A 22,015-nucleotide genomic window follows, 5' to 3' on the forward strand; every position below is an offset into this window, starting at 1 on the left:
GCGCTTGCCGCGACGCCAATCGAAAATTTCATGCAGCTGCCTCTTATCTCGGCCGGGGAAACTTTGTAAGCTAGGCGCCAGGGATCTGCCAGGCTTGAGGGCCATATATGCTTGCTATCACAAATAAAAAACACACCAACGGCTTGGATTATCTCGATATAGAGACGGATTTATGCAAGGCGCGCATTTTTCTGCAAGGCGCACAAATCGACTATTTCCAACCCAAGGGCAAGCCGCCGCTGCTCTGGGTATCGGGCGCCGATGACTACCAACCGGGCAATGGCATCCGCGGCGGCATCCCCATCTGCTGGCCCTGGTTCGGCATGCACCCAAACCCGGATTTTCCCCAGCACGGCATAGCCCGTACCCGCATCTGGTCATTGGCGTCGATAGAGATGCGGGCGCAACAGCTGGAGTTGCGCTTCGAACTGACCCTCGACGAGCAGGACAAGCGCTTCTGGCCCCATGACAGCCGCGTCTCAGTGCTCTTCAGTCTGGGAGACAGCCTCAGCGTCAGCCTGAACAATCACAACACGGGCAGCCGCCCCATCAGCCTGACCCAGGCACTCCACAGTTACTTTCCCATAGGCGACATCCACCAGTTGCGCGCCAGCGGCTTCAGCGGCGCCAAATACATAGAATTTGGTGCCGGCCCCTACCCCCAGGAGGATGACACTGTGACCTTCGAGCGGGAAACCGACAGGGTCTACACAGACTTGGGCGAAGTGCAGTGGCTGCATACCCCAAATGGCACCATAGAAGTGGCCAGGGAGCATAGCCACTCGGCCGTGCTGTGGAATCCCTGGATAGCCAAGTCACAACGTCTGAGCCGCTTCAATCCGGATGACTACCTGAGTATGGTCTGCCTCGAAGCCGCCAATGTGCTCGACGACGGCCTCACCCTGGCACCCGGCGAAAGCCACAGTCTCATCACCCACATCCGCTGGTGGGAAAGCGACTAGGCTTACAGGCATGAGCCAATGCCCGGCGGCATGCCCAGGACGGCCGCCGGTGCTTTTTGTCCCGCAGTGCCCCGATAAGTTACCCTCCTCTGCATAGGCTATCCCCGGCTGGCATGATAAGCTTCGAATATCGATTCAAGGACATACACTCGATGCCTGCTGCCAAGTTCAAGTCTTTCGCCATTAAAACCCTGCTGCCGCTGGCCCTGCTGCTCTCCCTGTCTGTCTGGGCCCTGGTGGCCAATTATCAATGGCTGGCGCTCACCGCCGCCAATCACTTACTGGCCGATTATGATATTCACCTGGATGAACTGGAGCTGAAGTTCGACAGTCTGGAGGAGTGGCACTTCCCCCGGCTGAAATTCAGCATCAAGGACAATCGCATCGAGCTGCAGGATCTGCGCATCAGCCTGGATACCTCCCCCCTGGCGGCACTGCCTTTCGCCTTGCCGCAGTTCGGCACTCGTCAGCTCAAGCGCATAAGCTCGGGCCCCATGCGGGTGTTACTGGGCCAGACACTGTTTCAGGACAGGGGCCAGGCCTTGGATGAACAGGGACCGGCATTGGCCCTGGATCTCGACAGCTTGCCACAAATCCACCTGGGCCGGACTCGCTTCAGCCTGGCAGGCGTAGCGCCAGAGGACTTCAGCCTGGAGATGGAAAGCCTGCGCCTCAACCGGGCGCGGCAGCTGACCACGGCATTGAAGTTCGACGACCGGCCATTGCTGCAATTGCACGCCCAGCTGGATGAGGAGTTGTGGCGGCTCGATACCCGCCTGGACACGGACACACTATACCGGCTCGCCCTCGCCACCGACGCCCTGGCACTGAAGAGCCCCTTGACCGACAGGCTAGCCGCCGCCGTCGCAGTGCTCGAGTCCCATGACATCAGGCTCGAAGGCCAGCTGGTTTCCCGGCTGGCGCTGACACTCAAGACGGCCGAGCTGAGCAGTCACCACAGGCTGATGGCCGGCGCCCTGACCCTGGGGCAATTCGACCACCTCAGGCTGGCCCCCGAACCCGAGCTGGCACTGGCCATTTCCGGGCGTTTGGGTGCACTGCAACTGACGCTCGAGCCCGTCGCCATGGCCCTGAGACCGAGTCGGGCAGGACGCAGAGCCCTGCTGGCCTTGCTGGCCCCAGAGATAGAGGGAAATAAGCTGGACTCGCTGCTGCACGCTCTCAGCAGCGGAGCCGAGGCGTCTGAGTCCGAGCGTGCCAAGGGCGACACAGGACTGTCGACTGCAGCCGACCTGGGCCTCAGAGTCACACTGCCTACCCGGGTGCAACTGCCACTGGCCAACATGGGAGCAGCGGCACCACTGGCCAACATGGGAGCAGCGGCACCACTGCTCTTGGAGCGGCTCTCCCTCGAGTTGCTCAACAGCCGCATCCAGACCAAGCTGGAGATGTCCGAACTGAGTTACTCGGCCCAGCAGGGCCTGAGCGGCCATTGGGCCCTGGAGCTGGCGCGGGCCAAGCACCTGGCGCTGACGGACTTATTCCCCCCACCGGCCGCCATGCGGCTCAGCCTTGGCGGCGGCCATCTGCAGGCCGGTGGCGAACTGGCATTGACGGCGCAGCAAGCCAGCCTGTCACTCACCGAGGGCCAGCTGGCGCTGGAGGATATAGAGGTGCGCCGCCAAGGCGAGCGGACGGCAACGACAACGACAACGACAACAGGCTCGACTGTGACGCAGCAGAGTCTGAACCTAGCAAGCGCCAGGCTGAAACTGGGCCCATCGAACTTAACCTGGGCAGATAAGCGACTGAATTTGCACGCAGCGCCGCCACAACTGACCTTGACGGACATCGCCTTCAAGCAACAAGTCTTTGCCGCGGCCCAGGCTCAGGTTCAAGTTCAAGCTCAGGTGCAACCCCGGGCGCAGGCTCAGGAGCATAGTCCCTGGCTGACCGACGGCATGAAAGAAGGCATCACAGCCAACTTGGCCGAGGCCAGGCTGGCATTGGCCCGGCCGCTCAGGCTCAGCTTGGATACCAGGGTGGCCGGCGTCGACGCCCTGCTCGCGCAGCCATGGCAAAATGAACTGACACTGAGCCTGAACGAGATAACCTCGGACAAGCAGCAGCAACTTAAACTGAGGCTGAAACAACAGAGGTTGTTCAGACTGGCGCACCTTAGCCTGCAACAGCAGTTGCAATGGCAAGGCAAAGAGTTACGCGGCAAGGAACATTGGCAACTGGATGACCTCAAGCTCGACAGTCGCCATACCCTGACGCTGATGCCGACGGCCGATAGCGACTTCGAGCTCTCGGGCCACTGGCAAATGGACAGCAAGCTTGCCGACTTGTTGGCGCTCTACCGCCGGATTGCGCCACTGCCTGCCGAGCTGGAGTTCAGCGGCCAGAGCCGGCTCAGCGCCGATGTCCAGCTGCGCCACGGCAGTGAAGACACCCTGTTCGCCATCCAATTCCAGCCTAAGCTCCAGCAAGTCTACGGCAACCTGGGGCAGATACTGCTGCATGATGGCGATGCCGAGGCCAGCTGCGAATACCGGCTGGAAGCCAGGCATGAACGGCCAACGGCAGCCGATGCCGGCAATGCCAACAGCCGCTTGGACTGTGCCGACATGAATTTGACCATAGGCAACCTGGATCTCGGCGTACCCGTCACCAACCTGGCGCTGCATGCCGGCATGTCGCTCAGCAAAGATCCAGCCAAGGTCGCAGACAATTGGCTCAAGCGCCTCACAGGCCTGAGCGATGTCGACCTCAAACTCACCGCCGGCGGTGACCTGCTCGGCGGCCAATTTCTGCTGCCGACGTTCAAGCTGCAGTTGCAAGAGAGATCCCACGCCTACCTGATGTTGCAGGGACTGAGCCTGGAGGAACTGCTCACCCTCTTGCCCCAGCAGGGGGTACATGCCGACGGCATCTTCGACGGTGTGCTGCCGGTCGACCTGATCGATGGCAGAGTCAGCGTCAGCGGCGGCCGACTGGCCGCCAGGCCACCGGGCGGCCTCATCGCCATCAAGGATAATCCCGCCATAGAGCAGATGCGCCTGTCGCAACCCTATCTGGATTTTGCCTTCTCGGCCTTGGAACACCTCAACTACAGTCAGTTGAGCGGCAGTTTCGATATGACCCCCGCCAGCGATGCGACCATCAAGGTTGAAGTGAAAGGTCACAGCCTGGGTATTGAACGTCCCATCCACTTGAACTACTCTCAGGAAGAGAATATGTTGCAACTATTCAGAAGCCTGCAAATAGGCAACGATCTGCAGGACAGAATCGAACAATCCGTGAAGTAAAAGGAAACGTCAGTGAAGACAATGCCATTTCAACGCCTCAGTCTGGGTGCCCTGTTCGCCCTCTCGCTCCTGCCCGGCTGCACGCCTACGGTCAAACTCGAGCCACCGGACAAACCGATAGTGATCAACCTGAACGTCAAGATTGAGCACGAGATAAAGATCAAGGTAGATAAAGAACTCGACGAGTTACTGAGCAACGAGCAACTTTTTTGATACAGGTATCGGATTGAGGAGTCACAGATGAAATCAAGATTATTATTACTCGCTGCGGGTTTGTTGCTGAGCCTGAATGCCTTCGCCATGTCACTGCAGGAAGCCAAGGCCATGGGCTATCTGGGTGAGCAGCTCAACGGTTACCTCGGCCTGGTCCAGGCCAACAGTGAAGCCAAGGCTGTGATGGACGAGGTCAACGCCAAACGCCGGGCCCACTACGAGATCATCGCCAAGAAGAACAAGATCTCAATCGACGATGTCGCCAGACTGGCCGGCGAGAAAGCCATCAACGCCAGTGGCAAGGGCAATTATGTCCAGGATGCCAGCGGCAAGTGGATAAAACGCTGACCCAGATATTACCTATAACCTGAAACCCGCAGCTGCGGGTTATTCATGGCTGTCCTCAGTCGGTTGGCGGCCAGTCGAGGCCAATCCCGGGTTCGGCAAACAGCACCTCAATTTCCTCGATGATTTCCTGTTGCCGCAAGCGGTTGAGATCCAACTGCATGCCCTGGCTGAGTTCTTCCAGATGGGACTTGGCCCGCTCCATCTGCTCCAGCCGCTGATGGTTCTCCATCAGCAGGGAAGTCAGCATATGCTGCACCATGCCCTGCTGCAGGCAATGCCATTGCAACTCTCGGTACAAGTCGCCGGCAGGCAGCTGCAGTTGCAGCGATGCCGGTGGCCGTGGCAGCATTTGCGGCTGCACAGGGTAAAGCCGTTGCCGCCCTATTCCTTGCTGGCTCTGGCACAACAGGCTTATTGCCGCAGGTCTGGGCGCAGCCAACAGGCTTGTCAGCACCTGCTGGGCACAGTCTGCCACCTCATCGAGCGTGCCTGGCCCCGCCAGCACCAGTCCGGGCTCGGTGCCGCCAAGACGCCGCCCCAATCGGCTTCCAACAGTGCAGATCCGCCAGTCACTCACTGCCTCTGTCTCATAGGCCCGCACCAGCTGTTCGTTGAAACCGGCACAAAAGCCCCGCTCAGAACCCAGGATCAGCAGCACAGGCCGGCCGACTGCGCCCGGCTCGATACTCTGTGTATCGCGGCTGTTGAGAACTGTGCCATGGGTGCCGGCGGCCAGTCCTGGGTGAAAATGCGCCACCAGCGACAACGCCTGCAGGCAGGCTTCATAGACCTGTTGTTGATGATTCACCGCCTTCTTGAGACGGATAAGCTCCATTCTGGCCAGGTTGCGCATGCTGCCGACTATGTCATCCAGCTCCCGGTATAACCCCAGGCGGTAGCGCAGCTCACTCTGTTGGCTCATCGGCATTCAACCATTGTTTGAGCCGCTGCAGCCATAGCCGACGCTCGTCGGCGAGCGTCAGGCCACAGGCCAGACTCTGCTGGGTCAACAGCGCCAACTGCGCCGGCAGCCGACTGACATCCAGCAGCTGCTCATTGTAGGCTATCAACCAGCACAACTGGGCCTCGGCCGACACTGGACTCAGCCTGTCCTGGGAAAAGATCGCCCGCAGCAGCCGGCCACGGGCCAGCTTTTGCTCCATGGCCGGCTCCAGCTTGGTGCCAAAACGGGTGAAGGCTTCCAATTCCAGAAATTGCAGGTAATCCAGGCGAATGCGGCCGGCTTCAGTCTTGATGGCCGGGTGCTGGGCTTTGCCGCCGATGCGTGACACGGAGCGGGTCACATCTATGGGCGGCAGCACACCGGCGGCGAACAGTTTCTGATCCAGATAGATCTGCCCATCCGTGATGGAAATCAGGTTGGTGGGAATATAGGAGGCAATCTCCCCTTGCTTGGTGGTGATGATGGGCAGCGCCGTCATGGAGCCGCCGCCCCCTTGCGCCGACAACACGGCCGAGCGTTCCAGCAACCTGGAATGCAAATAGAAAATATCCCCGGGATACGCCTCTCGCCCCGGTGGCCGGTGCAGCAGCAGCGACAGTTCACGGTAGGACTGGGCGTGCTGACTGAGGTCGTCGTAAATGATCAGCGTGTCCAGCCCCTGGGCCATCCAGCCCTCGGCGATCGCACAGCCGGCGAAGGGCGCCAGGTAGCGGCAACCGGGCAAGGCGTTGGCCTCGGCCACCATCAGGCAGCTGTACGCCAGCGCGCCCTCACGCCTGAGGATGTCAGCCACGCTGGCCACGCTGCTGCGGGTCTGGCCTATGGCAACATAGATACAGCGGACCCCTTCCCCCCGCTGACGCAAGATGGCGTCTATGGCCAGCGAACTCTTGCCGACACTGCTGTCGCCTATCAGCAACTGCCGCTGGCCCTTGCCTATGGGGATCAGGCTGTCTATGACCCTGTTGCCGGTATAGAGAGGCTGATTGACAAAATCCCTCGCCATGATCGGCGGCGAAGGCGCCTCCAGCCGCCGGTAGTGCCAGATCTCGGCTGGCGGCTCGCCATCGAGCGGCTGTCCCAGGGGATCGAGTATCCGCCCCAGCACGCCATCGCCGACACTGATTTCCAGCCTGCGACCCGAACGGTGAGCCAAGGTGCCCGAGGCCAGTCCCGAGGCCTGCATCAGCAGTACGGCCCCCAGACGCTGGGGCTCGAGCATGAATACCAGTGCCGTGCTGCCGTCTTCCAGATGCAGCACCTCGTCCATCATCGCCGAGGGTAATCCGCGGATCCAGACGATGCCGTCACCGACACTTATCACTGTGCCCTGCTCGCTGACACGGGTGTGCAGCCGGTAACCCGGACCGAGGCGAAACAGGGGCGGACTAGTGGCCGACATGACTCAGTCCTGAGCGAAAGAAAGCCAGTTCATCCCTGAGGTTGGCATGCAGCACCTGGGCCCCTATGTCGATGCGAAAACCGCCAATCAAGCCGGCATCGATATGGAGTTCAGGCGTGCACGCCTGCCCCAGCAGCGCCGTCAGCGCCTGGGTCAGTGATTGCTGCTGCGCCGGCGTCAGCGTATGGGCACAACTGACAGCGACAGGTCCCTGCAGTTGCCCGAATGCAGTGCGCAGCGCCTGTTGCTCGGCCGCAGGCAACTGGTGCAAATCCGCCAGCAGCATGTCAAGCAAGGCCTGGTCCAGCGCACTGCCTGCCAGACGCTGCAGCAGTTCGGCACACAGGGCCAGCGCGGCCTGGGCCCCCTGCTGCTCGAGTGTCTTTCTGAGCTTGGCGCTGTCTTGCTGCATCAGCGTCTGGAGCCTTGTCCGCTCTGTGTCTGCGGCCTGTTGCACCTGGGTCATGGCCAGCTGCTTCTCCTGTTGCAGTGCCTGTTGCAGCGCAGAGCGGCGCTCGGCCTGTTCGCTGTCCCACAGTTGCAGCTGCTGCCGGTATTGCTGCACCAAGGCGGCGGCCTGTTGCTCGCGCAAGGTCGCCGCCTGCTGCGCCTGGGTCAGCTGCTGCTGACGTTTGGCGATCGCGGCCTGAATTGGCCGATAGAGGAAATGGTGCAAGATCCACAGCAACACCAGGAAATTGAGCACCTCGAGGCCAAAGGTAATGGGATCCAATGACATAGCTATGGGTCTCAGTGTTGCATGTATTCGAGCAGTGGATTGCGGAACAGGATGATCAGCACCACCACCAGCACATAGATAGCCAGCGACTCGATCATCGCCAAACCGATAAACAGCGTCCTATTGATGCTCTTCTCCGCTTCCGGCTGTCTGGCCAGGGCATCCAGGGCACTGCTGATGGCCCTGCCCATGGCCAATGCCGGCAACATCACCCCAAGGGCTATCGCCAACGCCGCCACCAGGGTGGAAACAACACTGAATAAATGCATGTCTGTCATACTGAGACTCCCTCTGTATTCATGGCTCTTGCTTGTGGTCGGCCGCCACGGCAGACCCTTGCCCCTGCAGACCGCTGCCTATGTACAGCAACGCCAGCAAACCGAAGATATATGCCTGCACCAAGGCCTCTATGATGTGCAGCATCAGCAGGGGAATAGGCGCGAGAAACCCCGCCACCACCAGCACCAGCAATGCCGCCATCTCCATGCTCATGATGTTGCCGAATAACCTGAGCGCCAGTGCCAGGGTGCGGGTCACCTCGCTGAGCAGATGAAAAGGCAGCAGTATCGGACTGGGGGACAGGTAATGGCGCAGATAGGCGCTCAGGCCAAGGCGGCGAATGCCGAACCAATGCACCGAGCCAAATACCAGCATGGCCAGTGCCGCGGTCACCGACAGGTCGGCGGTGGGTGAATGCAGGCCCGGGATCAGCCCAGTCAGGTTGGCAAGAATAAGAAAGACCCATAATGACGCTATGAAGGGGGTGATCTGCCGATAGCTATCCGGGCTTATGTCCCTTACCGTATTCTCCATCATCTGATAGACAGTCTCGCACAGGGTGCGCCAGGGATTGTCCCCCTGCTGCAGCTTATGGCGCAGAAACAGGCTCAGCAGCAGCAACAGCAGCATCAGTCCCCAAGTGGTGAGCACAGCCCCCTGGATTGCCAGCCAAGGCAACAAATGCACAGACTGCTCGTTCATGGGTGCTGCCTCAAATACCAGATCACATTCCACACCCCAAGTGCGATGCCGAGCAGGATCAGGCTGACGGTCCAGCGGGTTTGGAAAACCGGACTCATGGCATCGAGCCAGCGGCCCAGATAGGCGCCGGCCACCATGGGCACCACCAGCAGCAAACCCAGGGTGCCACCGTACAGCAGCAGGCCAAATAAACCGTTCTTCTGTCGTTTGGCCCGTTCGTGTCTGTCATTGTCCTTCTGTACCGATTGGCGGTAGTCCTGGTGTTTCATCATAATGCTTCATGCCGCTGGTTGATGGCCAATAGCTTGCGTGCCAAGGCCTGCTCGACTTGAGCTATGCTGCGCCTGGCCTGAAGCAGATCCTGCTCGGCCGCCTGCCACTGGGCATCCAGGTATGGCAGCAGCTGTTCACGGCTGTCGGCCAGCACGAACTGGCTGCAACACAGCCGCAGGCAGTTCTGTGTCATCAACAGCACGGCTCCCGGCTGAGCCAGGTAATGCCACTTGCCGCCGACATCACAAAAGCGGGCGATGCCGGGACGCAGACAAGTCACCAGGGTCTCGTGGTGGGCGTAAACACAGAAGCTGCCGCTGGCGTCATGGCCGACAAAGCTGCCGACGCTGTCATTCCCATAGCCCTGGGTCGGTCCCTCAAGCCGCAACTGAAAGGCCTTCATCCTGCCATGCTCCCGCGCATGTAACAGTCGGCTTCGCTCAGACTGTCGAACCGTCCCTCCAGAAAGCCTTCACAATCGCCGAGCATCTGCTCCACCGGCACACTGACCCCGGCGATGCCCGTGTGTTCGGCCACCACGGCAAAAGGTTGGGTCAGGTAGCGCTGCAGCTTGCGTGCCCGATCGACTATGTTGCGATCCTGGGTCGATAACTCCTCAATCCCCAATATGGTAATGATGTCCTCCAGCTCCTGATAGCGGGCCAGATGCTCGCGCACCGCCATGGCGATACGATAGTGGCGCTCGCCCAGCAGCTGTTTATCCAGCATGCGACTGCTGGACTTCAAGGGGTCCACCGACGGGTAGATCCCCTTGACGGCTTGACTGCGGGACAGGATCACACTGGTGTCCAGATGATTCATTATGGTGCTGACGGCGGGATCAGACATGTCATCCGCCGGTACATAGACGGCCTGCACCGAAGTGATGGAGCCGGCGCGGGTCGACAGGATCCGCTCCTCCAACGCCGCTACTTCGGACACCAGTGTCGGCTGATAACCGACTGTGGCCGGCATCCTGCCCAGCAGACCCGAGATCTCACTGCCCGCCTGGACGAAGCGAAACATGTTGTCCATCAGGAACAACACTTCCCGGTGCAGCGAATCGCGCAGATACTCGGCATAGCTCAGGGCGGTAAAGCCGACATGAAAACGCACCCCTGGGGATTCATCCATCTGGCCATAGACCATCAAAGTACGGGACAATACCCCGGCATCTTTCATCTCATGCCAGAGCTCGTGTCCCTCGCGGATGCGTTCCCCAACCCCGGCAAACACGGATACGCCCTGGTGCAGCGCGCTCACCGCATGCATGAACTCCATCATCAGCACAGTCTTGCCGACCCCGGCACCGCCAAACAGGCCAGTCTTGCCGCCCTTGACGAAGGGACACAAGAGATCGATCACCTTGATGCCCGTGGTCAATATGTCCTTGGCCGCCACTGTGTCTTTCAGTGGCGGCGGCGGGGTGAGAATATTGCAATATTGCTGCGGCTCAAACGGCGGCAAGGCATCCAGTGGCGCGCCAAACACATTCAGCATCCGCCCCAGACACTCGGGTGCCACAGGCACATGCAGCGGCGCGCCGCAGTCCATGACTGGCATTCCCCTGGCCAGACCGGCGCTGCTGTGCAGGGCTATGGTGCGGATCCTGTGCGGATCCAGATGCTGGTAGACCTCCAGCATCACCCCCTCGCCATCGGTTTTGACCAGCAAAGCCTGATTGATGGGTGGCAGATAGGCCGTCAACACATCCACCACAGGGCCGTGGATGGCATCTATATGGCCTATGGCCGTTTGCTCCTCCGCTATCACCGGCATGATTCATTCCTTGGGAAAATGCTCCTTTAAGCATAATCACATAAACACGGGTCATGAAAATTTTTCCCCGCAGGCCGCCACTGAGCCACCACAGGCGGCATAGGCGCCTGGGAAGGCCCCATCAGTCCCCAGGCTCAACCCCATTGAGCCGCAAGGCATCCTTACCCAGATCCGTATGCAACCAGCGGCTGCGCAGCTGACCCAACCTGTTGCTATGACACACTATCACCGCCTCATCATCTTCTTTGAGCTGAGTCTCCTCATCGACGAGAATAAACTTGTCTCGCCGATACAAAAACATCAGCCGACAACCGTCGGGCAATTTCAGCCCCTTGACCGGCACAGCGTCCTGGGCGCTCACCACAAAGGAGAACAAGGCGGCGTCATTCTTGAGCAGAGCCGACATGGATATGGGTTTTTGCCCCTGCACTATCGCGGCCAGATAGCGGCTGATGGTGCGGCTGGGGATGATGGTATTTTCCAGTCCCAGCTCGATGCAGATGTGTTCGAACTCGGGATCGTCGATGCGGGTCACCACCTGGCGAAAGCCTATGGAGCGGCCTACCAGACTGGCGATGATGTTGGTTTGATCGTTGTTGGTGACACAAAACAGGTAGTCTGCGACATCCGGGCCGGCCTCCTGCAGGATCTGCGGCTTGCTGCCATCACCGTGGATAACACCGCAGCCCAGTGACTCGAGCACGTTCTCGACCATGTCCTTGTCTCTTTCGATGATCACCACATCATGCTCCAGGCTCAGCAGCTGGCGGGCGGTGTGCATGGTCAGGCGGGATGCGCCTATGAAGACGATTCTCATAAACAGGACTCCAGTTCTACAGCGTCAATCGAGTGCATACCTGCGCCCCAGCCACACTCCCGGATAAAACAGGCACAGCAATGCCAGCACTTCCAGCCGGCCGGCAATCATATCGACACAGAGCACGGCCTTGAGCAGCCAGGGCAGTTGCGAGGCCGTGATGCCGGTCGATAAGCCCACTGTGCCCACGGCGGAGACGACCTCGAACAGCGCATCGAGCGGCTCATAACCGTAACAGAGAAAGGCCAGCCAGCTCGGCAGGCACAGGACGGCAAGCAGGCCTATGCTGAGCATGGCCTGCTGCAACTGCTCCTGGTTCAGTACCTTGCCCTGTAGCCGAGGCTCAATCACAGCATGGGGGGCGGCGCAGGTCCGCCGCAAACTGGTCAGCAGCAAACGCCATAACAGCAGCAGGCGGAACATCTTGCAACCGCCGGCGGTGGATCCCAGGCAGCCGCCGAGAAACATGGCAAAGATCAGTACAAGTTTACCTGCCTCCCCCAGGCTCGCCACCTCAGTGTTGCTGAAACCCGTGGTGCTCAATGCCGACAGCCCCAGGATCACTCCGTGTCGCCAGTCGCCAGGCTGGCCGGACGAGGGACCGGCAAGCTCCAGCCACACCAAGACAGCGCAAACCAGCAGCGTCAGCCACAGAAACAGGCGCAATTCCTGATTCTGTCCTATGGCATGCCAGGCACGCTGTTGTATGCGCAGGTAAATGGCCAGCGAAACCGCGCCGCTCATCCCCATCAGCATCACGCCCAACTGGCCGCTGAAGGCCAGACCGGCCAGGCTGTCGTCCCGGGAAGAAAAACCGCCGGTGGAGATCGCGCTGAGGCCATGCAGCAGCCCGTTGAATAAATCCCCGAAACACAGCCAGCAGACCAGTATGGCCACCAGGGTCAGCAACAGATAGATGTGCAAGATGCGGCGGGCATACACCTTGACCGTCAGCACCATGTCCTGGCCTTCCGGCACCTCGAGCAACTGATACGCCGCCACGGTGCGCGGCATCAGAAACACCACAGACAGCACCACTATGCCCAGCCCGCCATACCATTGCATCCAGGCGCGGGTGAACAAAAACGTCCTGTCCGCCTCGGCCACTGACTGCAGCGTGCTCAGGCCAGTGGTCGTGACTGCAGACACGGTTTCCAGAATAAGATCCTGCCACTCCAGGCCACTGGGCCAAAGCGCCAGCGTCATCAGCAAGGGAGTCAGCACAAACGCCGCACTGGTGAGAACAAAACCTTCGCTGCGCATAAACTGTCTCGGATCGGGCAAGCGCCTCGACAGCCATGCCAACAACAATAACAACAGGATAACGGCCGCAAACGTCGGCAGATAGGCATATTCGGCGAACCACAGCGCCACCAGCAGCGGTGGCAGGCACAGCCAGGCAAGTAGCAGCGCCAGCCGGCCGCCCATGCGGGCCAGCACGGTAAAACGCGCCGCATAGAGCAGGGATTTGAATCCTTCCTTGTCACTCATGCCTTGGCCAATTCTTGCCTCAGTTACAAGGAGTGTAGCAGCGGCAGGCGTCATGGGTATGGGCCCGGGGTAGCTTCAGATGGCGACCCTGCTCTGCTTAAGCCCGACAAGATGCACAAGACATTATTGCAGCCACACAATATAGGGGTTTCTGGGGAAGGATTGACAGCATGGGGCCCGATACAATGGACTCTAATGGCTATGGCAGCATAAGGAGGACCTGTAGGGAATTATTCATCCCCAAGGCTCACGAATGCTAAACCGCCCTAAGTTGCCTTCGCTGGGGTACGGCGAGCAGCAAGCAGAGGTTCAACAGAAAATTTACCCTTCAATCTCAGCAAATTAATGGCCGGTAAGACGATGACCGCCTCCAGCGGTGTCAGGAATAAACAGGAAAGCAGGGTAGCCTTGACTCCCATGGTATTCACCGCCAGGCCAGACGCCAGCGCCTGCCTATGCAATTTAATATTGGCGGCCAATAACACCAGGCCCAGGCCGCACAGCAAGAAGAGATAACTGGCAGAAAAAGCCTTGGTATCCAGGCCAAAATGATACAAGGCAACCACAAGCAACAGCGCCAGCCAGAACACCAGATACAGCTGCTTCACCAACAGATAATTTTTCACTGGCTTTCCTCGATACCCAATACCCGGCAACGTAAATATCACGCACTGAGGCAATCCCAGCCGCTTAAAGCCTGTCATCCCTGGTAGAAACATCCCTTGGGTGGTGCACCGAAGAGCGGCATGGCGGCTTGCATCTGTTCCTTGGGAAAGTTTGCCACGGATTGCGTGTGGGACTCGACGGAAAGCCATTTCTCTAGCACCACAAAGCGGTTTTTATCGTCGGCGCTTTGCAACACTTCACACAGTTCACAGCCCTCGGAGGAAGAGATATGAGGGATGAGTGACTTGAGAAAAGCAAAGAGTTCTTCCGCTTTACCCTCGGCGGCGACAAATTCATTGATGCGTGTAATGGTCATTCTCTTTCCTTTATGATTGTGCCTATGGGCTCACTGCCTCACCTGCCCGGTCGCCATAGCTCGAACTGAACGGCCCGGATTGTTCGCCCTAAGCTACTGGTATTTAATTGTCTTCTCAAGCACTGAGATAAAAAATAAGACTCGAGGCCAAATATCTGCGCGCCATGCCAGGCCGTCATGCTCGGCAGTAAACGAGTTCCATGACCTCTGGATACAGGACTCCCCAATCAAGCCCATGGCGGCAATGAAAAAGCCCGCATAGCGGGCTTTTTTAATCCATGACTGTCGGACGCAGCTTAGCGCGCCGACACGGGGCGACTAGCGGAAGCTGAGTTCTGCCGTGTCTGTCAGGCCGTCGTTATCTTTGACCATCAGCTCGACCCGGTTCAGGCCGCGCTTGGCGAAGCGCCACACGATAGCGCCGTTGGCACGGCGACCGTCGTTGAAGGTCCATTTTTGTTTCTTGAGGTAGCCATCTTCGTCATAGCTGGTCGAGATGAACATGTCGACCAGCCAGAGGTTGATGTGCTGGATTTGCGCCACTGGGGCCTGCTGCTGCGGCGCGACCTCCACGCTGATGCTCTGGGACACGCTATGGCTCAGGCCATCGTTGTCCGTCACCGTCAGGGTCAGCTGATAGTCACCGGAGGCGGCGTAGCTATGGCTCAGGGTCGGCGTCGTGGCGACAGTGCCGTCACCCAGGTCCCAGAGGAAGTCGACCAGCTCGCCATCGGCGTCGCTAGAGGTCGATGCCAGAGTGACGGTTCCCCCTTCCTGCGTCAGGCTGAAGCTAGCCACGGGTGCCACTTTGGCGGGCGCCAGTGCCAGGGAGATCACCACAGGGTCGTGATCCGATGAGCGATACGCATCGGTAGCGTACAAGTCTGTCAACTGCTGCGCCGACTTGAACTCCTCGTTGTAATCCAGGATGCGTGGCTCGTCGGTGTTGATATGCCATTCGGTGACATCGACTATCTTGTCCACCAAGTCACCGCTGGCAAGGGCGTGATCCAACTGGCCCGATTCGCCGGAGAACACGTAGGAATAGGCATCGACCTTATTCAGGTGCTCGAACAGTTCGGTGAAGCCCGCCTGTTTGAAGGCGGTCAGCGGATCTTCCTTGGCGTAGGAGTTGAGATCGCCGATGATCAGCACGCCCTGCTCTGGATACTGCTCTGCCAACCAGATCCCGGCGGCCTTGGCGGCGCGGCTACGGGTCTGGTTACAGTTGCCCTGACCGTCGTTGACATCCGGATCCCCGAGTGCGGCGCAGTCGCTGCCCTTGGACTTGAGGTGATTGACCGCCAGTACCAGGCTTTCCTCGGAACCGGCCACGCTGAAGGCCTGGGTCAGGGTCGGACGGTTCTTGCCGTCGTCAAACAAGGGCTTGCCGGTTTCATCCAGCGGCGAGTTGGCGCTGGAGAGGATGGCGGCGGCGCCATTGGGGGTGACTTTGTCGGCCCGGTAGATGATGCCCACGCTGATGGCATCCGTGCCTATGGCGGCGACACCCGGATCTATATAGCTGTAACGCGCTTCGCCTATGACGGCATTGAGGCCGGCGACGAGATCGGCAATCGCCGAATTGGCGCCGAAGCCATCATTTTCGATTTCCATCAGGCCGAAGACATCGGCACCTATGCCAACCATGGCACTGACAATTTTCGCCTTCTGACGATTGAACTCACTCAGGGTATCGGCACCGCGGTCGGTCGGGAAACCCGCTCCCTGGCCATCACCATTGAAGTAATTCAACACGTTGAAGCTGGCCACCTTGAGATCGCCCTCTGTGATGACAGGCTCTGTGGTGCGCGCATTGGCGGTGACGAAGTTGACCGTCTCGGTCGGCATCACACGATACTTGCCGAAACCATAGTGCATCACTGCGTCAAGACCTGTGATCTTGTCACCGACACGCACAGTGTTGGCGGCGCTCAGGCCAGGTGCCGGATAACGTATAGGATCCGGATTCTGGGCGGTCAGGCCATCGTCGAGCAGAATGCTGTCACTGGCGTTGGCGGCGCTGACGGCCAGGGCCGCGGCACCCGGGCTGGCGACCTGAGTCCCCATGAAGTGACGCTGGCTGCCGAGGCTGATTTCACCGTAACGCCCCAGGTTATAGACTTCGTTCACCACCAGAGGTTGGCTGAAGCTGACGCCCATGCCTTCGAAAGCCTCGAGCTCGGAGGACGCGGCAAACGGCAGGCTAACCTGTGCCGGCGTCGGCAGCGCCTGGTTGGCGGCGCATAAACTATGCTCGGTCACAGAGGTCAGCTCGGTCAGGCCCTGGTATTCGGTGACCTTGGCCTGCAGCCGTATTCTGTCACCCGGCTGATAGCCGGTGGCGGCGTTGCCCGTGTAGACGAATACCCCTTCCGAGGTGTGCGCGTCCGCGTCTGTCTCGGCATCGGCCATCTGCAGGAATAAGCCCTTGAGACCGGCTTCCTGGTTGCTGACCACTATGGCTTCGACAATCACTGTCTGGCCATTGAGCGGGCTGAGATCCGTCGCCCCCTGGATGGCGTGGATCGGGGTCGAAGTCTCGCCGCACACCAAGGTTCCCGGCGTTGGGTCCGGGTCGGTTGGATCTGTGTTGTCTGCGCTGAATTTGCCCAGATCTGAGATGTCATCCTTGGCGAAGCCCTGCCAGCTGCCGAGGGTCACTTCGTCGTCTGTCTGGGTGTCGGCCACCAAGAGTGCCGGGTTCCGGCGCAGGGTGTTGTCCTGGGTAGATAGGTCGCCGGCGCCCCACTCGCTGCCGGGATCTTCCCCTATGCGGCCCAGGCTGTCTATGACCTGGGTTCCGGAGCTGAGCACTATGGCATCGTCGCCGTTGAAGAAGCTGGCGTTGCTGACCATGTCGGCCACAGCCAGGATGTCGGCACTGGCATCGTTGTCGGCGATGACAAAGGTGGCGCCGGCCGCCAGTACGCCGCTGAGACTAATGCTGCTGCCGGCCTGGGTGTTGCCGTTGAAGTAGAAGCTCAACTGGTATTGGCTCAGATCTATGCTGGCCGAGGTAGGATTGTAGAGTTCGATGGCCTTGTTATTGCTGCTGCCTTCGACATATTCGGAAATGATCAGATTATCGGCCGCCTGGGCCAGGGTGGACGCGCCACCCATGGCCAAGACGAGTAGACTCGCTTTGGTTAACATAAAAACCCCTAAATAGTATCGTTATTGTATTATTTTTACTTTAACCAGAAGTACTTGCCTCTGGTTAATCACTGGTTCATCCAAAAACCAGCCGACACTATAGGGTAAAGAGGTTACAAATAGGTTTCAATTGTTAACTTAAGCATGATCCGCCAAAAGCACGCCAAGTCTAAGTACAAGATCACAGCTTGACGAAATTTTCATCCAACAAACTGACGAGTAACAGTTCGCCGTTCCGTTTAAGCTTGAACTCACCGAACTTGGCAACGGCAAAATGACTGCCCTGGCCCTCTTCGAAAAAGAAGGCGTTGGATGCCAGTTTTATCAGGCCATGACGCAACCTGAACTGCACCTTGAGTTGAGCCGGTTGCAGCGGCTGGCCCAGGTACAAGCCGTCGAACTGGCCTACCCCGTCGGCATCGAGCCGCACCAAGAGCACACCGTCCGTCTGCCCCTCGGCCAACCGGGCAGCGACCTCGCCGGCCATGGCATAGTTGAGCGCCATATAATCGCCCTGCATCAGGGAGCGGGGATCGACCGGCGCCAGCTCGAACCTGACGTCCAGACCTTCGGCCAGCAGCCTCTCCTTCTGGTATATGCCCCAGTTCACCGAGGCGAGGACCAACAACGTGCTGACACACATCCATAGACCCAGGCGTTTCGCCGCGGCCGCACTCAAAGCTGCCAGCTCAATCATGGTTGCCTCCCGGCGTCTTGTGGGCCAGGCTCCACTGCATCAGGCCGCGGGCGCCGAGCAATGCCGCCCCGAAGCCGGCCAGGTAGAGGGATTTTTCCATCAAGTCGACCCGCAGCGAGTAGTAATAGCCGCCGATAAACAGCAGGCAACTGAGCACAGCCAGGCAGATGAGCCCCCTCTCCTTGAAATAGAGCCCAAGGATGAAGACACAGACGGCCGCCGCTAACCCAGCCATGGGCACAGACAGTAGCCCCACCCCGGCAACGGCCATCAGAACCAGGGCCCCTTGACGGCTGCCGAGCCCCAATCCCTGTTGCGCCAGGGCCTTGAGGCCCAGCAGCAAGATCACCCCAAGGCTCAGCAGCAGGGATAAATACCACTGCCAGTCATGGTGCAACAGCGGCGCCAACAGCGACCAATCCATGCCCTGGGCATGCTGCTCGCTTACCCCTTGGCCATTGAACAGGTAAGGCAGTTGGATGAAGAGCACCCACAGCGCCAGCCCATACCCCAGGACGCGTCCCCGACGGTACTGCAGCCCCCAGTGGCTCAGGGTTAACCACACCAGGGCCAACAAGAGGACGGTCAGCGCCGGTGCCAATGCCAGCGCGCCGTACTCTTGCAACAGACCCGTGCCGCAGGCGCAGAGGCCGAGCGCCGTGATGAACTGGTGCGGCGTGTGGGAGATGAGCATAAAATGCAATGCCATAACCAATGCCATGCCGCCGTACCAAGACACAGACAAGTGCATGTCCAACAGCTCGAACAGTCCCCATCCCAAGGCGATCAGACCACTCAGGTTAATGGCGAACGCCAGCTGAGAGGCAAATTCCCGCGCGGCGCTGACGGGCGAGCGATAGAGCCACAGGCCCAGCAGGCTATAGAAGCTTCCTATGCCGATGGTGGCGCCCGTGTCTATCTCGTCCAACACCAAGAGCAACAAGCTGGTCATGAAACCCAGCAGGAAGGAGGCCGCCATCCAGGCGGCGATCAGCAGCAATAACACCAGGTACCAGGGAGATGCCGGCGCCACCTCGGGTTCATCCCCTTTGACCCAGCCCAATTGCAGCAATTCCTGCCACAGGCGCGCCGCGCTCTCCCTGTCGCTGTAACCGGCTTGGGGCTCAGTCATGGTCCGTCTCCCTTAATGTCACACTGAACTCAAGTTGCAATCTTCTCAGCCATTGGGTCAACAGGGTGCTGCCCCCTATCATCACCATGGCCAGCACCAAGCCGCCGCCAACGGGTTCCGAATCCTCGAACAAGAGGCGCATCAGCAAGGCGGTGATGACAGTGATCAGACTGAAGCCGCCGAGGGCCAGAGGATACAAGTGTTTAATCTTGAAGCGATACCAGACAAATCCCAGGCCTATGACCAAGGCATAGACTAGGATATTGAGTTCCCGCCCCTGGGGCTGGAACAAGGCGTGGATGCATAGCCAGCTCAGCATCACCAGGGCGGCGCAGAGCGTCAGACGTTCGGTTAACGGCGCACGGCAGCGCACTTGCCCCAGGCGGGCACCAATGAGAAACAGCAAGTGCATGGCGCCATTTACCAGCGTCAGCGCCCACAGCAACTGCTCTTCATTCAGCGCCAGGCCAAATAGTCCACCGAAGGTATGGTAATAGAGCAGCAGCGCCAGATTGCTTAGGGCCGCGATCAGCAACCACAGCAGATCCAGGCCGACGAGCCAGGCCCAGGGCAATAAACACAGGGCCCAGAGGGCGAACAATTGCCAGGGATCGGCCCCCGTTTGATAGGTTTGCCCCACCAGTGCCAATAAGGCACCGACCAGTATGGCGGCGCCCAGCAGCGCCACTTTGGCGCCCTGGGTTCCTATGCTGCTCCCGGCAGGGGCGGAACGGGCAGCCTGGCTCAGCCAGACAAACAAGGCGACACACACCAGGAGAGCGGCTTCCACCAGGGCAAACTTGGCGAAGCGCCCCATGGCATGCCAGTTATAGGCGAAGAAGAACACCAGCGCACTGCAGATGCAGAGCATTCCCAGCCACAGCAGCAGGGCCGAGATCCCCCGGCGCCAACCGGCAGAGGTTTGCGGTCGAATGCTCAGTGCCAGCACCCGGTCGATATGCTCGGCCGGCAGCTTGCCCTGCTCCAGCCATTGCCATAGATGCACAGATGCATGAATGAGAGGTGAGAGATGAGAGATGAACCTGCCCATGGTTGTCGTCCTTGCAGCACTAGGGAGAGAATGCCTTTCCCTGTCCAAGATTAAGCCAATTGTTGCTGTTATCAGCCCCTGATATCAGCATCCAGATATCAGGCTAGCACAGCCAAGGGAGAAAGTGGATCTACGGCTGGGATGCAAACTTGCCATGCCGAAAAACCGGCAGCATTTACCTCATGAATAAACCCGCAAGACACAAGAGGCAGATCAACAGCAGGCTCATGCCTTGGTACCAGGCCAGCCAGGCGTCTTCGGCACGGTTCAGGCGCAGCAGATAAAGCTGCCAGATGACGAAGATGCCGTAGATGAGTGCCAGAAACAGCACCAAGGCGAAGGCATGCATACTGGAGACCAGTGCCAGGCCACAGGCCCACAGCACCAGTGCCGACAGGAGGAACAGAACCGAAATCCAGTGATACATGCAATGCAGCATCTGCTTGGCAGTATCATGGAGCCGGGATTGCAACAGCGGCGCCAGGACACGGGATTTCACCACGGTCAACTGCAACAGGCTCAGCAGCGTCGCCAGTATGGCCGCCAAGATAAAATAGACATTGATCATTTCACTTCCTCTGGCCATCCTCAGGAGACAGACGTGGCTTATTTTTGACTCAGCAGAGCGGCTGTTAACCCCGCCGGGGCAGGCCGGCATCAGGCTCTTTCTAAGAGACAGGGCCAACGGCGCATTTGTTACACCCAGAATCAAAAAAAGGAGCCCAGGGCTCCTTTTTTCAAGCTGCTATTTCAAACCACTGGCACTTAAAAGCCAGTTATATGGAAACCACTGGCGCTGAAAAGCCAATCACATGGTCGCCATGCTCCAGTAGTCCAGGCGCTTTTCCGGGTTGCCAAGCACTGTCTTGCATCTGTCTTTGTATTGGCCCATGAGGCTGGCCAAGCTGCTGGACCCTGCCAGGGTTTGGATCTGTTTCGCTTTGGCATCGGCCACGGCCTGAGTCACCACGGCCGCAGGCCGGTACTGGCTCGCCAGGGCAACGGCATCGGCGGCCGAGGCTTTCAACCTCTCTCCTACCGCCTGCATCTGCGGTGCATTCATGGCGGCTATGGCTTCTGAGCTGATCTGGTAATAGGCGGCGCATTCGATCAATTCGTTGCTGAAGGCGGTTTCCGCTTCGTTTGCCGCCTGTACACTCAGGCTCAATAAGGCGCTGATGCCCAACAGCGCCTTGGCGAGAGATGACAACTTATTGGGTATTAACATAGTGAGATGTCCTGGATTCAAATTGTCGGAAAACTTAAGCCAGTTCAGAGGCGATATCAAGCTCATAGACAAAATATTTGTCGTTGCGCGCAAACCCCAGGGCCTCATACAGGCCCTGGGCCCTCAGATTATGCTGCTCGGTTTCCAGCATGATGCCGGCAACCCCATGATGGCCGGCATAGGCGATCACCGCCTGCAGCAGCGCCCTGCCGATGCCGACACAACGGGCATGCTGAGCCACGAATAGATCGTTGAGGATCAGAATAGGTGCGAGTTTGAGGGAAGAAAAGCTGGGGTAAAGCTGGGCGAAGCCCAAACCCGAGCCCTGATTGTCGGTCGCGATGAAAATGACAGAAGAAGCCTCCTGCAGCCGCATCTCAATGAACTGCCGCGCCCTCGCCGGCTCGTCCGCCTTGCCGTAGAAGATGCGGTACTCGTTGAACAGGCCGGCGATCTCTTCGCCATCCCCGGGTGTTGCCTGTGCTATATGCCATGCCATGAATCTAAGCTTCCCTCTGTCGTGGAGTA

23 protein-coding genes are annotated in these 22,015 nt (G+C 59.1%); 4 read left to right on the forward strand and 19 right to left on the reverse strand.

Annotation, left to right across the window (positions count from 1 at the left end; translation table 11 throughout):
- Window positions 1-107 precede the first annotated feature (107 nt).
- The 4 genes from LZP73_RS01010 to LZP73_RS01025 all read left to right on the forward strand — a co-directional run bounded on the left by LZP73_RS01010 (window position 108) and on the right by LZP73_RS01025 (window position 4,795).
- Entirely contained in the window at window positions 108-962 is an 855-nt protein-coding gene (locus LZP73_RS01010) for a D-hexose-6-phosphate mutarotase (protein WP_234232649.1), read from the forward strand.
- Window positions 963-1,114: 152 nt separating this feature from the next.
- A complete protein-coding gene (locus LZP73_RS01015) occupies window positions 1,115-4,234 on the forward strand; it encodes a YdbH domain-containing protein (RefSeq protein WP_234232650.1) in 3,120 nt (1,039 codons plus the stop codon).
- Window positions 4,235-4,255: 21 nt separating this feature from the next.
- Window positions 4,256-4,447: a YnbE family lipoprotein gene (locus LZP73_RS01020; protein ID WP_211164282.1), complete on the forward strand. Its 192-nt coding sequence runs from the start codon at window positions 4,256-4,258 to the stop codon at window positions 4,445-4,447.
- A 27-nt stretch (window positions 4,448-4,474) separates the two neighbouring features.
- Window positions 4,475-4,795, forward strand: a complete 321-nt coding sequence (locus tag LZP73_RS01025; RefSeq protein ID WP_234232651.1) for a YdbL family protein — start codon at window positions 4,475-4,477, stop codon at window positions 4,793-4,795.
- A gap of 55 nt (window positions 4,796-4,850) precedes the next feature.
- On the opposite strand, the gene LZP73_RS01030 is transcribed toward LZP73_RS01025, so the two are convergent.
- The 19 genes from LZP73_RS01030 to LZP73_RS01120 form a co-directional block, all read right to left on the reverse strand.
- Complete coding sequence (locus LZP73_RS01030; RefSeq protein WP_234232652.1) at window positions 4,851-5,717, reverse strand: F0F1 ATP synthase subunit gamma; 867 nt, start codon at window positions 5,715-5,717, stop codon at window positions 4,851-4,853.
- Entirely contained in the window at window positions 5,701-7,161 is a 1,461-nt protein-coding gene (locus tag LZP73_RS01035) for a F0F1 ATP synthase subunit alpha (protein WP_234232653.1), read from the reverse strand. The genes LZP73_RS01030 and LZP73_RS01035 overlap by 17 nt, the downstream gene beginning before the upstream one ends.
- Window positions 7,148-7,900: a F0F1 ATP synthase subunit delta gene (locus LZP73_RS01040; protein ID WP_234232654.1), complete on the reverse strand. Its 753-nt coding sequence runs from the start codon at window positions 7,898-7,900 to the stop codon at window positions 7,148-7,150. The genes LZP73_RS01035 and LZP73_RS01040 overlap by 14 nt, the downstream gene beginning before the upstream one ends.
- Before the next feature lie 11 nt (window positions 7,901-7,911).
- Window positions 7,912-8,178 (reverse strand): F0F1 ATP synthase subunit C, encoded by a 267-nt coding sequence (locus tag LZP73_RS01045; protein ID WP_234232655.1) that lies wholly within the window; start codon window positions 8,176-8,178, stop codon window positions 7,912-7,914.
- A gap of 19 nt (window positions 8,179-8,197) precedes the next feature.
- Window positions 8,198-8,881, reverse strand: a complete 684-nt coding sequence (locus LZP73_RS01050) for a F0F1 ATP synthase subunit A (protein WP_234232656.1) — start codon at window positions 8,879-8,881, stop codon at window positions 8,198-8,200.
- On the reverse strand, window positions 8,878-9,153 hold the full coding sequence (locus LZP73_RS01055) for an AtpZ/AtpI family protein (protein WP_234232657.1): 276 nt from the start codon (window positions 9,151-9,153) through the stop codon (window positions 8,878-8,880). The genes LZP73_RS01050 and LZP73_RS01055 overlap by 4 nt, the downstream gene beginning before the upstream one ends.
- On the reverse strand, window positions 9,150-9,557 hold the full coding sequence (locus LZP73_RS01060) for a F0F1 ATP synthase subunit epsilon (protein WP_234232658.1): 408 nt from the start codon (window positions 9,555-9,557) through the stop codon (window positions 9,150-9,152). The genes LZP73_RS01055 and LZP73_RS01060 overlap by 4 nt, the downstream gene beginning before the upstream one ends.
- On the reverse strand, window positions 9,554-10,933 hold the full coding sequence (gene atpD / locus LZP73_RS01065) for a F0F1 ATP synthase subunit beta (RefSeq protein WP_234232659.1): 1,380 nt from the start codon (window positions 10,931-10,933) through the stop codon (window positions 9,554-9,556). The genes LZP73_RS01060 and atpD overlap by 4 nt, the downstream gene beginning before the upstream one ends.
- A 121-nt stretch (window positions 10,934-11,054) precedes the next feature.
- Window positions 11,055-11,750, reverse strand: coding sequence for a potassium channel family protein (locus LZP73_RS01070; RefSeq protein WP_234232660.1), 696 nt, complete (start codon window positions 11,748-11,750; stop codon window positions 11,055-11,057).
- A 24-nt stretch (window positions 11,751-11,774) separates the two neighbouring features.
- Window positions 11,775-13,241: a TrkH family potassium uptake protein gene (locus LZP73_RS01075; RefSeq protein WP_234232661.1), complete on the reverse strand. Its 1,467-nt coding sequence runs from the start codon at window positions 13,239-13,241 to the stop codon at window positions 11,775-11,777.
- Window positions 13,242-13,507: 266 nt separating this feature from the next.
- Complete coding sequence (locus tag LZP73_RS01080) at window positions 13,508-13,867, reverse strand: hypothetical protein (protein ID WP_234232662.1); 360 nt, start codon at window positions 13,865-13,867, stop codon at window positions 13,508-13,510.
- Window positions 13,868-13,941: 74 nt separating this feature from the next.
- Window positions 13,942-14,223: a putative quinol monooxygenase gene (locus LZP73_RS01085; RefSeq protein ID WP_234232663.1), complete on the reverse strand. Its 282-nt coding sequence runs from the start codon at window positions 14,221-14,223 to the stop codon at window positions 13,942-13,944.
- A gap of 318 nt (window positions 14,224-14,541) precedes the next feature.
- Window positions 14,542-17,379, reverse strand: a complete 2,838-nt coding sequence (locus tag LZP73_RS01090) for an ExeM/NucH family extracellular endonuclease (RefSeq protein WP_442800703.1) — start codon at window positions 17,377-17,379, stop codon at window positions 14,542-14,544.
- Between the two features lie 181 nt (window positions 17,380-17,560).
- Window positions 17,561-18,076 (reverse strand): GDYXXLXY domain-containing protein, encoded by a 516-nt coding sequence (locus tag LZP73_RS01095; RefSeq protein ID WP_234232664.1) that lies wholly within the window; start codon window positions 18,074-18,076, stop codon window positions 17,561-17,563.
- Complete coding sequence (locus LZP73_RS01100; RefSeq protein WP_234232665.1) at window positions 18,069-19,208, reverse strand: DUF4401 domain-containing protein; 1,140 nt, start codon at window positions 19,206-19,208, stop codon at window positions 18,069-18,071. The genes LZP73_RS01095 and LZP73_RS01100 overlap by 8 nt, the downstream gene beginning before the upstream one ends.
- The gene (locus LZP73_RS01105) at window positions 19,201-20,259 is read right to left on the reverse strand and encodes a DUF2157 domain-containing protein (RefSeq protein WP_234232666.1); all 1,059 of its coding nucleotides are present in this window, start codon (window positions 20,257-20,259) and stop codon (window positions 19,201-19,203) included. The genes LZP73_RS01100 and LZP73_RS01105 overlap by 8 nt, the downstream gene beginning before the upstream one ends.
- A gap of 175 nt (window positions 20,260-20,434) precedes the next feature.
- Window positions 20,435-20,827 carry a hypothetical protein gene (locus LZP73_RS01110; RefSeq protein ID WP_234232667.1) on the reverse strand — a complete coding sequence of 131 codons (393 nt, stop codon included), beginning with the start codon at window positions 20,825-20,827 and terminating at the stop codon, window positions 20,435-20,437.
- A 240-nt stretch (window positions 20,828-21,067) separates the two neighbouring features.
- Window positions 21,068-21,487, reverse strand: a complete 420-nt coding sequence (locus tag LZP73_RS01115; RefSeq protein WP_234232668.1) for a hypothetical protein — start codon at window positions 21,485-21,487, stop codon at window positions 21,068-21,070.
- A 34-nt stretch (window positions 21,488-21,521) separates the two neighbouring features.
- On the reverse strand, window positions 21,522-21,986 hold the full coding sequence (locus LZP73_RS01120; RefSeq protein ID WP_234232669.1) for a GNAT family N-acetyltransferase: 465 nt from the start codon (window positions 21,984-21,986) through the stop codon (window positions 21,522-21,524).
- Window positions 21,987-22,015 lie beyond the last annotated feature (29 nt).

Origin of the sequence: Shewanella sp. AS16 (assembly GCF_021412365.1) — a bacterium.
GTDB lineage: Bacteria > Pseudomonadota > Gammaproteobacteria > Enterobacterales > Shewanellaceae > Shewanella > Shewanella salipaludis.

Excerpts from the sequence above, each read along its gene's own strand:
- LZP73_RS01085 (WP_234232663.1), bottom strand. The coding sequence starts at position 14,223 with ATGACCATTACACGCATCAATGAATTTGTCGCCGCCGAGGGTAAAGCG.
- LZP73_RS01105 (WP_234232666.1), bottom strand. The coding sequence starts at position 20,259 with ATGGGCAGGTTCATCTCTCATCTCTCACCTCTCATTCATGCATCTGTG.
- LZP73_RS01020 (WP_211164282.1), top strand. The coding sequence starts at position 4,256 with ATGCCATTTCAACGCCTCAGTCTGGGTGCCCTGTTCGCCCTCTCGCTC.
- LZP73_RS01070 (WP_234232660.1), bottom strand. The coding sequence starts at position 11,750 with ATGAGAATCGTCTTCATAGGCGCATCCCGCCTGACCATGCACACCGCC.
- LZP73_RS01100 (WP_234232665.1), bottom strand. The coding sequence starts at position 19,208 with ATGACTGAGCCCCAAGCCGGTTACAGCGACAGGGAGAGCGCGGCGCGC.
- LZP73_RS01075 (WP_234232661.1), bottom strand. The coding sequence starts at position 13,241 with ATGAGTGACAAGGAAGGATTCAAATCCCTGCTCTATGCGGCGCGTTTT.
- LZP73_RS01045 (WP_234232655.1), bottom strand. The coding sequence starts at position 8,178 with ATGACAGACATGCATTTATTCAGTGTTGTTTCCACCCTGGTGGCGGCG.
- LZP73_RS01095 (WP_234232664.1), bottom strand. The coding sequence starts at position 18,076 with ATGATTGAGCTGGCAGCTTTGAGTGCGGCCGCGGCGAAACGCCTGGGT.
- LZP73_RS01110 (WP_234232667.1), bottom strand. The coding sequence starts at position 20,827 with ATGATCAATGTCTATTTTATCTTGGCGGCCATACTGGCGACGCTGCTG.
- LZP73_RS01090 (WP_442800703.1), bottom strand. The coding sequence starts at position 17,379 with ATGTTAACCAAAGCGAGTCTACTCGTCTTGGCCATGGGTGGCGCGTCC.
- LZP73_RS01115 (WP_234232668.1), bottom strand. The coding sequence starts at position 21,487 with ATGTTAATACCCAATAAGTTGTCATCTCTCGCCAAGGCGCTGTTGGGC.
- LZP73_RS01025 (WP_234232651.1), top strand. The coding sequence starts at position 4,475 with ATGAAATCAAGATTATTATTACTCGCTGCGGGTTTGTTGCTGAGCCTG.
- atpD (WP_234232659.1), bottom strand. The coding sequence starts at position 10,933 with ATGCCGGTGATAGCGGAGGAGCAAACGGCCATAGGCCATATAGATGCC.
- LZP73_RS01015 (WP_234232650.1), top strand. The coding sequence starts at position 1,115 with ATGCCTGCTGCCAAGTTCAAGTCTTTCGCCATTAAAACCCTGCTGCCG.
- LZP73_RS01120 (WP_234232669.1), bottom strand. The coding sequence starts at position 21,986 with ATGGCATGGCATATAGCACAGGCAACACCCGGGGATGGCGAAGAGATC.
- LZP73_RS01050 (WP_234232656.1), bottom strand. The coding sequence starts at position 8,881 with ATGAACGAGCAGTCTGTGCATTTGTTGCCTTGGCTGGCAATCCAGGGG.
- LZP73_RS01060 (WP_234232658.1), bottom strand. The coding sequence starts at position 9,557 with ATGAAGGCCTTTCAGTTGCGGCTTGAGGGACCGACCCAGGGCTATGGG.
- LZP73_RS01055 (WP_234232657.1), bottom strand. The coding sequence starts at position 9,153 with ATGATGAAACACCAGGACTACCGCCAATCGGTACAGAAGGACAATGAC.
- LZP73_RS01030 (WP_234232652.1), bottom strand. The coding sequence starts at position 5,717 with ATGAGCCAACAGAGTGAGCTGCGCTACCGCCTGGGGTTATACCGGGAG.
- LZP73_RS01010 (WP_234232649.1), top strand. The coding sequence starts at position 108 with ATGCTTGCTATCACAAATAAAAAACACACCAACGGCTTGGATTATCTC.
- LZP73_RS01035 (WP_234232653.1), bottom strand. The coding sequence starts at position 7,161 with ATGTCGGCCACTAGTCCGCCCCTGTTTCGCCTCGGTCCGGGTTACCGG.
- LZP73_RS01040 (WP_234232654.1), bottom strand. The coding sequence starts at position 7,900 with ATGTCATTGGATCCCATTACCTTTGGCCTCGAGGTGCTCAATTTCCTG.